The organism is Alteromonas sp. NFXS44 (assembly GCF_040148705.1).
GTDB lineage: Bacteria > Pseudomonadota > Gammaproteobacteria > Enterobacterales > Alteromonadaceae > Alteromonas.
Map to the genome: position 1 here is coordinate 603,347 of NZ_JAGDEA010000012.1, position 12,314 is coordinate 615,660.

Sequence of the window (12,314 nt, forward strand, 5' to 3'; positions counted from 1 at the left end):
AATTATTCTCCGAAATAGTAGCGAAATGAGGCATAGATGTTAGAGGCATCTCTGAACTGACTGTAAAACGTATGTGGTTCGTCACCATAAAACAGGTTCAGTCCGCCGCTCAGTTGCCAGGTATCCACCGGTGACCAGGTTGCTTTCAGCCGCAGGTAGCCATCTCCATCAGTGGGTGAATAGAAGTTGAAAGCCTGCAACGATAAGGTTTGCCGCCAGGCCTGATAGCGTAATTGAGTGGTGAACACATGACGCCTTTGTGACGGTTCATATTGTGGCCAGAGCGAATTGGTCATCAGTGCTTCATGGTCATGAGTCAGCTCTGTGTACCACTGAATTCCACCAGTCAGATTCGCTATCAGCTCCTGCTCATACCCCACCAGAAAGCGGCTTTGATCATTGGGCAAACGGGGAGCATTACCCGATGTATCTTCACCATCGTGAAAAGCATATTCCAGTTTACCCAGCCCCGGTCCAACAGCACGTACTGCACTGAACCCGGTCACTGACAGTTCGCTGTAACGGGGCAGGCCATTCACATCAGCAGCTTGCGGCAATTTGCTGAAACCTTTGTAACCGTATACGGCAAGTTCAGTACCGGCGAGGGTCCGGTAAAGCCGCAATGCATATTCCGGTTTATCCGGTGTATTTTCATCACTGACTGTCAGTCTGTCTGATGTGTTTGCACCAGTCTGCGGATTAAAGTAAGAAAAAACATCACCGTTAATACCATTGTCAGGTTCAAACTCGGGCGTTATCACCACATCCACATTCAGAACATTGAAGTAACCACTCACTTTCATGGAAAGCGAAGGATACTTCAAATAGTCATCGTCCCGTCCGGCAAAGAAGGACTGGTAATCTTTCGGGAATAAGTCATTGAGAAACAGATAGTCGCCGGTTCCCCAGGTAAGGATCTGCTGACCAGCTTTTACGTCGACAGATTTGCCGGCTTCTCCTAAGAATCCTAAGTTACCCTGCCAGTACAATTCCCTGATTTGAGACTGCCAGCTATCTTCCGCACCGTTGTACAACGCATCGCCGCGAAAACTGATTTTTGATTCAGAAAACGTGTACGCCCCCTGCAACTGCATTCTCACATCGGCCAGCGTTGTATTGTCCGGATGGTAAGGATCGCTCTGCAACCGGATACCGCCGGCAACATCGAGAAAGCCGGACCAGTTGAATGGCGATATTGTTTCATCCCAATCCCCCATGTCTTCCCACAGATCATCCTGACCGCCTTGCTCTTCCGCGAACTGCCGGGCGTAACCCGTTGTGGTTAACCCGGACATCAGGCACAGTGCCAGTGCTACGGTAGCTTGCCTGTTCATACTATTTCAGCCACTGAACAGGTGGTGTACGAAGACTCCTTTCACTGAAAATATTATCATCCAGTCCCAGGTCATAACTCACATTTCTGAATTCCATCAGGGTGTAACCGCCTGATGCCAGATCCGTTACCTTAGAGCGGGTAACGGTGGGCTTTCCCTGTATTGTCTCCACAGACACAGCTTCAACGCGGCGATAATTTTCATCGTTTTCACGATAAAAATTAATCAACACCGGTAACGTGGTTTGTTTATCAATTTCAACGACGTAATAGCTGAATTCCACAGAATCAGGTGTTTTCGGACTTGCCTTTAAGATATAACGCTCAGTGGTTTCGCTTTGCAGCGTGAAGTGATCTTCACTGACTGCCCGTCCGGATACATCTTCATAGAAGAAATGGGAACCAGTGAAAGAGGTTCGCTTGTCTCCGGCGGAAATCCGCTTGACCAGATCCAGGGCCGGCAGATATAACCACCGGTCATCTTCCTGCTGCAGGCTGGCATGTTTCTCAACACGAAAAACCGTGTCTTTCACATCTGCCGGGCGACTGAAGAACACCATCATTTTCTGATCGCCATTGTCGGCAACATCTTTTCGCAAAATAGTGAACTGACGCATTTGCTTCCGTCCCTGCCCGTCCACAATCATCATTCTGGCGTCTGACCGTCCGTCATCTCCCGCATAATAGGCTGCTTTTTCCGATGCCGTTATTAAGGCGGTGACATCCACAGACTCAGCGGTGGCAAAAGCAGCCGGCAAGGTGAACATAATAGCGAACGATAACACCCTGACGTGTTTAAAATACTGTTGACCAATAAACATAAAATCTCTCCGTTATCCGGGGAACACAAAACGACGCAGCAGGCTCATGGCGGACGGCAGCACCAGTAAAGTGACCAGTGCTGAAATTGCCATAATAGCCGCCAGGAAAATACCTACCGTGATGTAGGGCACAAGTGGTGCAAACAGAAGCGGGGTAAATCCAAGTGCAATTACCAGCGCATTGCGGGTGATTGCGCTGGCGGGTTCACCAAACATTGCCTGTAAGGTGGTATCGACGCTCCCGGTTTCGTCATAAATTGCGCGGGCACGTTCCAGAAAGTGAATAGCGAAATCAACAGACAACCCCAGTGTCAGCGCTGACAAAACAGCGATTGGCATATCGTAGTCTTTTCCAACAAAGCCAATCATGCCGTAAATCAATGAAATGGTGATGGTAAGCGGCAGCATGGCAAGCATGCCGAAGACCAGAGAGCGGAACAACACCACCATCATAATGAACACCATTACAAACGCACCGGTCAGGCTTTCTGTCATGCCTTTTACCATATTGTCCTGCCAGACCACATTCAGATAAGCTTTACCTGCCCAGTGGTATTCAATGCCCTCAGGCAACGGGTTGTCTGCAAACCAGGCTGCAACTTTCTCTGTTACTGCGGTCATTGCCTGGTTATCACCACTGGTGAGTTGCAACCAAAGCAGGGATTGTCTGAAATCAGGGGTCACAAAATGCCAGAGATCACCGGGCCGGTGTGACGACTGATATTGCAACAATGTTTGCGCCACAGCCTGTTCAGAATCAGGCAGCGCGTAGTCTGCGTCTTCACCGCTTCTCAGTTCACGGTTCACCACTTTCACTACATCAGCGAGTGAGTTTGATTTACCGGTCAAACCGGTTTGACTCAGGTACCCTTGCAGTTCACTGATTTGATTTAATAAGTCAGGAGACTGAAACGTCTTGCTGGCAGACAGAGCCAGTTCAGTTTTACTCATTGCCCCCTCAAGCCATTCAATGGCCTCATCGTCTTCTGCGGCAAACAACGCATCATCAATGGCAAAGACCAGCGCTTCAAGAGCAGCGGCGCTATCAGAAGAAGCGACCTTTTTCAGCGTGTCTTCGCGCCAGGTGCTCAATGACGCCGGTACAGGAGTACTCATCAGGGATTCGGCGTCCGGTACCGGACGGTTATCTGTCAATACCAGGTAAGCATTGTAGGTACCGGCAAACTGTTCGTTCAGTACGCGATCTGCCACACGAATTTCATGCTCTTCTTTAAACCAGCGTACCGGATTATCGTTAATCTGAATGGTTGTCATGCCCCAAACAGAAAAAATGAACAGGACACCAAACAAGAAAATCCAGCCACGACGCCATGCCATAGCCGCCCTTCCGATATTTGCAGCAAACCGGGCGACTCCGGACTGAGACTGACCATCACCGTGCAGAGCCTGCTGAAGCCTGGCTAACGATGATTCACTCATCCGCGACACGTAAGCCGGCATAAAAATAAGTGTCAGCAGAAACGCCAGCAGGATACCGCTGCCCACAAAGGCGCCAAAAATCTGTACCGGCGGAATTGGCGTTAACATTAGCGAGAAGAATCCGGCAGATGAGGTCACAGAGGTATATAGCATCGGAGTAAACAAATGGGACACCACCCGGCTAATGACATCGCCTGCATCCTCGCCGGGCTTATAGCGGTCAGAAAACTCCGACAAAATATGAACTGAATCCACCACAGCAATGGGCATGAGAAAAATAGCAATCATTGACGACATGATATGAACAGTAAATCCCATACCAATCATCACGCCCATGGTCACAATGACCGTGACCATGGCAACAATCATTGGCGCAATGATAAGTGGCAGGTTGCGGAAGAAAAGGAATAGCAGGAAGAATATTGTGGCGCCGGCCAGCGGCGCAGAAATCCCCATCTGCACAAACATTTCGACACCAAACTGATCTTCAGCAACAGGTAAGCCGGTGATATACCATGACTGCTCCGACTCCGTTTTATCAATTTCAGTACGGATAGCCGTTGCGATGCGGTAGCTTTCATTTTTATCTGCGATGGGTACGTAAATCGCCGCAGCCTTGCCAGTTTCAGCCACCAGCGTGTCGTAAAGTAACGGCAACCTTTCGATGTGTTCTTTAATTCGCTCAGCAGCGGCTGTATCTTCCGGAGCCTTATCCATCAACCATTCAAACCGGATTGTCCCGGGGCCGGCCTGCGTTATGTTATCCACGGTGGATAAGGACATAAGATCCGCATCAATTACCCCGTCAATAGCCAGTATTGCACCGGTAACCTGTTTAATTTCTGCCAGTGTTTTCGGGGTGTAAATACTCTCTTCATTTTGCGTAACTACGCCCACCACAATGGCATCATGCATCGCGAAATCTTGCTTTACCTGATTGTGAAAAGCTCTTTGAGGATGACTGGCAGGCAGCATATTTTCAGGATCGGTATCGACCTGAAGGTGCGGGATCATGGCGGCAGCCGCTAATGTAATCAGCCCGACAAGCGCATAAACCCATAAAGCATGATTGACAGAAAAATTAAGAAAACGTGCTGACAGCTTTTTCACAGGATCACCAAAACAAACATAAGAATTTTATTATATAAATATTTTCTTATATTGCAACGCTTGTTTGCTTTAAGGAGTTTCCACGCAGGAGAAACAGATAACGAAGAGACAAAAAAACGCAGCCGGCTAATGTGCGGGCTGCGCTCTTAGTAAAGCAAACAGAGTGAGGTTATTTTGTCAGGTGATTGGCAAACTGACCGACGGCATCAACAACGGCACGGGCACCTTCCTGGATTTCGTCAATGACCGCACCGGCCTCTTCTGCGAAAGCCAGTCCGGTTTGTGCCCGTTCATCACCTTTATTCACCAGTTCTACTGCTTCTGCAGCCAATGTCTGGTTGTGTTTCACCACGTTTACAATTTCTTCCGTGGCTTCAGACGTACGGGAAGCAAGCTGACGCACTTCATCAGCAACAACGGCGAAACCACGTCCCTGATCACCCGCACGGGCCGCCTCGATTGCAGCATTGAGTGCCAGCAGATTAGTTTGATCCGCAATAGCGCTGATACTGCTGATAATAGTAGCAATCTGCTGGGACTGAGAGTCCAGTGCGTGGATCCCCTCTTTCGCCTTGTCCATTTGCTCTGACAGCGTAGACATTTCTTCCAGCACTTTATTGATCACCTCTTTACCTTTGCGGGCAACAGCATCGGTATTGTTAGAGGTGTGATAGGCGATATCGGCAGCATTCGCTACCGCTTGTTCCTGCTGAACCTGAGCGGTTATTTCTGTGGCAAACTTCACCACTTTATACAACCGGCCGTGGGTATCGTGAATAGGGTTATACGTCGCTTCCAGCCACAATGTATTGCCATGAGCATCTACACGTTGAAAACGACCAGCTACAAACTCGCCGCGATCGAGCTTGCTCCAGAATTGTTTGTATTTCTCTGAACTAGCTTCTTCATCAGTACAAAATATACGGTGATGCTTACCCTTTATATCTTTAAGACTGTATTTTACCGCCCCCAGGAAAGCAGAATTTGCCTCCAAAATATGGCCATTCAGGTCAAACTCGATTACCGCCGTGGATTTATGTAATGCCTCGACTAAGTCTTCATGCTCTTTCGACATGGTAATCGTTCTGGTGAGGTCGTTCAGGTTTACGGAGAAGTGATGCACTCTGCCGTTATTATCTAAAATGGGCTGCATCACGCCGCGAAGCCAGGCTTCCTCACCATTTTTACGGGTAAACTCAATGGCCCCGCTGTAATGATGATTACTTTCCATCGCCTGATGCAGTTTCTTGTAATAATCTGTGCCTTTCGCAATAGACGGAACAAAATCGAGAAGATGTTTACCTTCCACTTCTGAACCGCGGTAACCTAACTCTTCCTCGAACAGGCGGTTCACTTTTTCAATGCGGCCCGCGTGATCCAGTCTCACGAAAATCATCTCATCACGAAGACTTTCACGAACCTGTTTGAGCATGTTCAGTTCTTCCCGAAGCGCTTCGTTTTCTTTGACGAGGTGACGATTAAACATAAAATTTATTTCCAGTCGTTAATGAGTTTATGACTGCCGCACGTGTCTTTAATCCCGTGATTAGCAGTAAATATAAATTTACGTGATCTTTATCGGCAGAGTGGTCTAATTTCTTGATTTATAAAATTAACCATTTTTATATGTCAGTTTCAGGACATTGAAAAAGCACTTAATAATAGCTAGGCTAAAAACGGGCAAAAATCAAACAACAGGGCAATTATGTCTACACTCCACCGACGCCAGTTCGTCAAGCTCGCCAGTTCCGGTTTGCTCATCGCATCAGCAGTGCCGGTTTCTTCTGCGCTTGCTCTTCCCCGCCTTTCGAAAGACAAAGTGGGTGTAGCCCTGCTGGGATTGGGTAACTACAGCACACGTCTGCTTGCCCCGGCGCTGCAGGCCACCCGCCACTGTGAACTACGGGGTATTATTACCGGCAGTCCGGAGAAAATACCAGAGTGGCAGTCAAAGTATGGTATCCCTGATAAGAATACGTATACCTACGGGACAATGAACGACATTGCCAATAACGATGACATCGACGTGATTTATGTGGTCACCCCCACGGGCACGCACAAAGATTTCTCCGTTATGGCTGCCAACACCGGCAAGCATGTGTGGTGTGAAAAGCCTTTTGCAATGGATGAGGCTGAATGTCAGGCTGTGATTGATGCCTGCAGCCGCAACAAAGTGATGCTTTCTATCGGGTATCGCATGCAGCATGAACCAAATACCCGTCATTTTGCGGAGTATCATTTACGACAGCCCTTTGGTGCTTTCACCGGTTTTGAAAGTTATGCGGGCTATGCCGGTTCTGGCCGCGAAGCAAGCAACTGGCGGATGCAGAAGGCTATGGGTGGTGGGGCGCTGTACGATATGGGGGTGTATGCTATTAATGGCACCCGATTCATCAGCGGCAAAGAACCTGTAGCTGTGAGCGGGTATCACGAAAAGTCTCATCCTGACATATTCAAAGAAGTGGACGAAACCACTATTTTCACTATGGAATTTGCCGATGGTACCCGTGCTGACTGTGGAGCCAGTGTTGTGCGGGGCTTCAATTATTTCAAAGCAAACTGCAAGGAGGGCTGGTATCAGCTTAAACCTATGCAAAGTTACTCAGGCGTTACGGGTACGGCCAGTAACGGCGAAACCTTACCTGCGATCAGTGCCATGCAACAAACACTGCAAATGGACAATGATGCCAAAGCAATTCTGGGCACCGGCCCCGCACTGGTGACGGCCGGGGATGCATTGCGTGACGTGAAGATCATCAACGCCATCTTTAAGTCCGCTAAAACAGGAGAGCGTATTCTGCTTGACCAGTGACTTTCAACATTTCAGTACTTCCCGATCAAAAAGCGTCAATGTCCCGTAGCAATACTGAATCCCGACCGGATCGCCTATTGAAAACTGCTCATTGAACAAGGGAGGATACATGGCAAAAGTTGCACAGCTCTATCGCATGGTTACAAATGAACATATTTGTCCCTTCGGCCTGCGCTCAAAAGATTTACTTGAGCGGGAAGGGTTTCACATTGAAGACCACAAACTGACCTCGCGGGAAGAAACCGATAAATTTAAGCAGAAGCATGATGTAAAAACCACGCCGCAAACCTTCATCGATGGTCAGCGTATTGGCGGCTATGATGATTTACAGGCATACTTCGGCAAAGGCGACACGCCGCAATCCGGTACAACCTACACACCGGTTCTGGTGATTTTTGCCGTCGCATTGTTACTGGCTTTCGCCGTACAGAGCCTGCTGATGACACACTTTTTCAGCGTTCGTACACTTATGCTGTTTATTGCCTTTTCTATGACCTTACTGGCGGTACAGAAGTTACGGGACCTCTTCAGCTTTACTAACTCATTTATCACCTATGATTTACTGGCGATGAAGCACTTACGCTACGCCTACCTCTACCCCTTTCTGGAAGCTTTCGCCGGCATAGGCATGATTGCGATGTTGCCCGTGTGGCTGATTGCCCCCATTTCACTTTTCATAGGGTCGGTTGGCGCGGTTTCAGTTTATAAAGCCGTTTACGTGGACAAGCGTGAATTGAAATGCGCTTGTGTTGGCGGTGACAGCAATGTGCCCTTAGGCTTTGTATCCTTGTCTGAAAATCTGTTCATGATTTTCGGCGCACTGTTGATGATTTTACTCTGATGCAGAGGGCCGGTCTGACTCTGTGCGACAAGGTTGATACGAGGGGTCAGCAGATTTATCGGCGGCCTCTTTTATCAGGGCAGAAATAGCGTCTTCTTCACTGGATTGCTGCAATGCATTAAGCCAGGTATAGAAGAGTGCATGGTCATGCATCATCAAATCCAGAGCATCCGCAAGACGCGGATGCTCCGGTGTTGCATCAGCTTCCATTTCTTCTTTGACAGCATCAACCATCGCCATGTTGCCCTGCTTCGTATAAATATCGAGCTCCATATCATGACCAATTAATTTTTCTAACTCTAGTGGCGCTCTTGCCACCATATCTTTTGCAGCCGCAATGCATGCACTGGCAACAGCAGGCTCGTCAGCCATGCTCCCGCACCATGTTTTGAGCAGATTATATTTGTACGTACCGGCTGCCCATTTACCCATCGCATAAATCACAGCACCTTCAAGAGAAGCCACCTGCTCAGCTACCACGGAATCCAGCGCCAGGGAAACAAACCGGGCATAATGATTAGAATAGTTCTTAGCCTGCACCATATTTTCAAGAGAGGCCAGTACGGCCTCATGATCATTCTGCTCTATGTGAAATAACACGAGGTTCAGCCAGGTTTCGCCATCATCACGGCCAGCCTCTTCAGCCTGACGCACCAGTTGATGGTTACACACGGAGTGGGAACCGTTCAGACTGCAAAGTCGCAATGTTTCCCGGACAGCATCTGTATTACGGGGATATTCAGACAAAAATGATTGCCAGGCATTCATCGCTGCCTCATCTTCAAAGCTGGCCATCATGAGCGCGGCCAGGCGTGATTGCTCATTCTCTGAACTGAGGTTTTCTGCATAAAAGGCTTTTATTTTCTTTTCAATCAACGTGTAGTCGTCGGGACTCAACCGCGGACAGGAAGGGAAACGATCAATTACAGGCTCCGGCTCTTCAGTGCTTTCATCTTGTTGAGCAGTGACAGGAGGTTGCGGCTCTTCCGCAGGCGTGTTTATAACTCTTGTTTGTGGAAGCCGGGCCGTGCTATTAGCCGGTTTATCAGGTTTTAAAAAGAAGACAACACCGGCAAGGATGACTAAAGCAAGTGTCAGTATTATTCCGTATTTTTTCACCAACCGGTTCCATGGCAGCAAACTGTTTAACACAGCTTACTGAATGACAGGAAAGGGATAAAGCAAAAACAGTTACAGCAAGACGGGCGGGCCGTTTTTGACCCGCCACCTTTTATTCACCTTCTGGTTTATACATTTCCAGTACGGTCAGCAGCTCTTCTGCATCCACGGGCTTAGAGACATAATTTGAAAATCCGGCTTTCAGCGCTTTAACTCTGTCCGCGGTGTAAGCATAAGCGGTAAGCGCAACGGCGTTGAACTCACTGATTTCCTTATGCTCACTGCCACGGATTTTAGTGATGTAACCAATACCATCCAGCTCCGGCATGCCAATATCAGACAACAGCAAATTAAACGCCAGTGGTGTTTCGTTGAGAATTCGCCACGCAACCAGGCCATTTTTTGCCAGTGTGACTTGTGCACCATGACTTTCAAGGAACAGACGCAGGAATTTTCTGGCGTCTTCTTCATCCTCAGCCACCAGAATTCGCAGTCCGCTGAGCCTGTCACTGTGCGCCGCACTGCCTTCTACTACATCAGTCGCTTGTGTTTTTGGCAGCGGGCTGGCAACCGGCGCGATCGGAATAGTGACATAAAACGTGGTCCCCATACCTTCACCGTCGCTGCTGACCCATATGTCACCACCGTGCATTTCTACGATGCTTTTCACTATGGACAAACCGAGGCCCAGGCCCTGCTTATTGTGAGAGGCTTTGCCCTGGTAGAACCGCTCGAAGACGTGCGCCTGCTGTTCCTCAGACAACCCTTTCCCCGTATCGCGGACGAAAAGCTTGTAATTGGAATGCTCTCTGGCACCGCTGATAGTGACACATCCCCCTTTAGGCGTGAATTTCAGGGCATTAGATAACAGATTATGCACCACCTGCTTTATCCGCACTTTATCAGCCAGAATGGTGGTGTGTTCGTCCTGATAATAGCCGCTCAGCTTAATATTTTTGGCTGCAAAACCGGCCTCAAACTGTTTCGCCACATCCTGTACCGCTTCACTCACTGAAACAGACTGGACACTCAGCTTCATCGTGCCGGATATAATCCGCGACATATCCAGAATATCGTTGATCAAGTCAGCCTGTGTACTGGATGCCCGCTTAACAACATTAAGGGCTTCCACCAGCCTTTCATGATTGGATGTATCCATCAGGGCTAAATCTGTCCAGCCCATTATTGAATTAAGCGGCGTGCGCAGCTCATGAGATATACTGGCCAGGAACTGGTCTTTGGCTTTATCCAGTTCTTCCAGTTTTGCTACCTGGCTGTCGAGTGAACTTTTCATACCCAGTGCATAAGGGATAAAGAGTTGCTCAAAGCTCTCAATAAGTAATGTGTCATCCGTCGACCAGTCTTTGGATTGGTCCACAACTGACTCAATATAGGTATCGAAAGAGTCTCTCGGAGTGAGTGACTTGTTCACATCAGACTCGCTGGCAGCTTTGCCCGCCCAGCGGATTGTGGTATCCACCGGTTCCCGAAACCACATGGTGTAATACCCGTGACGACTGGACACGGGAGAAATGAACAGGCCTCTGACCCCGTTTAATTTAAAGTTGGCAATGATGTCATCGCTGATACGGGTCAGTGCAGTGGTTTTGGAATCACCGTTGCTGTCTTTGGCATAACTGTGAAACAGGTGAGATACGGTTTCAAAGCTTGGCGTTCTGCCAATCAGGTAGTGTGAGTTGGGCGTCACAACAGCAACACCACATACCCGCATGGTATTTAATAGTGCCGCCTGCACGTCTTTAATGCCGTCAAGAGGGTTACTCTTATTTGTCAGCGCATTGATGATACGGTTAAGGTGCTGCTGACGGGTCTGGTACGAGTTTCGTTTCACCTCAATACTCTTGCCGTGCATTTGATAGGTAAATACCTGACTTAAGCTTTCACAAATTAACCGCCGGCGTTGCTCAACATATTTGGGTTCACGGTGGTGGCAGGCAATCATGCCCCATAACTTGTTTTCGTAGATAAGGGACACTGAAAACGAAGCGCGGATCCCCATATTGCGCATATACTGCAAGTGCACAGGCGACACGCCCCGAATCATGGATAGCGATAAATCCAGAGGGCTGCGTTCACTTTCACTCAGTGACGGGATCAGCTTAACGGGCGTCTCATCGGTATCATAGACACAGCGCACCATGTTTTTTACGTACAGAGCGCGAGCCTGAGAAGGAATGTCTGATGCGGGAAACTTCAGCCCCTTGAACGGCACTAAATCTTCATGGCTGTCCTCACCGATAACCTCACCGGCATAGTCTTTATCAAATTTGTAGACCGCGACCCGATCGAAGCCGATGAATTCTCTCATTGCCGATGCGATCTTGTCTGCCACCGCTTCAACCGTTGGTAAATCAAATAAGCTGGGCAGTAACGGCCGGATATCCGTATCTGTGGGCGTCCACTTAGATGATATACTGCCTGCAAGCACCGGTGACGGCTCTAACTCCACTACCAGCAGTTCACCGCTTGCGTAGATGACACTGTTTACCAGTTGATGCCATTCCCCGTCTTTGTAGATTTTATTTTTAAAGGTCCACTCATAACTGTGCCGCCGGTCTGTGTTTCTGGCCTGCTCATACAGGGAAGACAAGATTTCCTGACCGTTGTCCGGCATTTCCACAATGTCAGTAAAGCATGACTGACCCGGATAGACCGGAGCAGCGAGAATGTCAGATAAATTCTCACTGGTGACTTTCACCTGACAGGAAACGGGGTCAACCGCTAGCAGGTAACCGAAAGTCTGTACGGATTCAATAAGGTGAATCTGTTCATCTTCACATTTGTTTGTATTCATGGCGGCATCAGTGGCTGGTGATC

8 protein-coding genes are annotated in these 12,314 nt (G+C 48.6%); 2 read left to right on the forward strand and 6 right to left on the reverse strand.

What is annotated here, in order from left to right; translation table 11 throughout:
• Window positions 1-2 precede the first annotated feature (2 nt).
• The 4 genes from J3369_RS19780 to J3369_RS19795 form a co-directional block, all read right to left on the reverse strand.
• Window positions 3-1,334, reverse strand: a complete 1,332-nt coding sequence (locus J3369_RS19780) for a hypothetical protein (RefSeq protein WP_349590190.1) — start codon at window positions 1,332-1,334, stop codon at window positions 3-5.
• Between the two features lies 1 nt (window position 1,335).
• Window positions 1,336-2,154: an outer membrane lipoprotein-sorting protein gene (locus tag J3369_RS19785; protein ID WP_502877480.1), complete on the reverse strand. Its 819-nt coding sequence runs from the start codon at window positions 2,152-2,154 to the stop codon at window positions 1,336-1,338.
• Window positions 2,155-2,166: 12 nt separating this feature from the next.
• Window positions 2,167-4,704 carry an efflux RND transporter permease subunit gene (locus J3369_RS19790; RefSeq protein WP_349590192.1) on the reverse strand — a complete coding sequence of 846 codons (2,538 nt, stop codon included), beginning with the start codon at window positions 4,702-4,704 and terminating at the stop codon, window positions 2,167-2,169.
• Between the two features lie 169 nt (window positions 4,705-4,873).
• Entirely contained in the window at window positions 4,874-6,190 is a 1,317-nt protein-coding gene (locus J3369_RS19795) for a PAS domain-containing methyl-accepting chemotaxis protein (protein WP_303572194.1), read from the reverse strand.
• A gap of 219 nt (window positions 6,191-6,409) precedes the next feature.
• Between J3369_RS19795 and J3369_RS19800 the strand changes: the two genes are divergently transcribed.
• The gene (locus J3369_RS19800; protein WP_349590195.1) at window positions 6,410-7,516 is read left to right on the forward strand and encodes a Gfo/Idh/MocA family protein; all 1,107 of its coding nucleotides are present in this window, start codon (window positions 6,410-6,412) and stop codon (window positions 7,514-7,516) included.
• A 109-nt stretch (window positions 7,517-7,625) separates the two neighbouring features.
• Entirely contained in the window at window positions 7,626-8,357 is a 732-nt protein-coding gene (locus J3369_RS19805) for a MauE/DoxX family redox-associated membrane protein (RefSeq protein ID WP_349590197.1), read from the forward strand.
• On the opposite strand, the gene J3369_RS19810 is transcribed toward J3369_RS19805, so the two are convergent.
• Both J3369_RS19810 and J3369_RS19815 read right to left on the reverse strand, forming a co-directional pair.
• Window positions 8,349-9,476, reverse strand: coding sequence for a hypothetical protein (locus J3369_RS19810; RefSeq protein ID WP_349590199.1), 1,128 nt, complete (start codon window positions 9,474-9,476; stop codon window positions 8,349-8,351). The genes J3369_RS19805 and J3369_RS19810 overlap by 9 nt on opposite strands.
• Before the next feature lie 112 nt (window positions 9,477-9,588).
• Window positions 9,589-12,291 (reverse strand): ATP-binding protein, encoded by a 2,703-nt coding sequence (locus J3369_RS19815; protein ID WP_349590201.1) that lies wholly within the window; start codon window positions 12,289-12,291, stop codon window positions 9,589-9,591.
• Between the last annotated feature and the right edge of the window lie 23 nt (window positions 12,292-12,314).

Bases quoted from the DNA above. Each gene is read 5' to 3' on its own strand.
- J3369_RS19780 (WP_349590190.1), bottom strand. From the start codon at position 1,334: ATGAACAGGCAAGCTACCGTAGCACTGGCACTGTGCCTGATGTCCGGG.
- J3369_RS19785 (WP_502877480.1), bottom strand. From the start codon at position 2,154: ATGTTTATTGGTCAACAGTATTTTAAACACGTCAGGGTGTTATCGTTC.
- J3369_RS19795 (WP_303572194.1), bottom strand. From the start codon at position 6,190: ATGTTTAATCGTCACCTCGTCAAAGAAAACGAAGCGCTTCGGGAAGAA.
- J3369_RS19800 (WP_349590195.1), top strand. From the start codon at position 6,410: ATGTCTACACTCCACCGACGCCAGTTCGTCAAGCTCGCCAGTTCCGGT.
- J3369_RS19805 (WP_349590197.1), top strand. From the start codon at position 7,626: ATGGCAAAAGTTGCACAGCTCTATCGCATGGTTACAAATGAACATATT.
- J3369_RS19815 (WP_349590201.1), bottom strand. From the start codon at position 12,291: ATGAATACAAACAAATGTGAAGATGAACAGATTCACCTTATTGAATCC.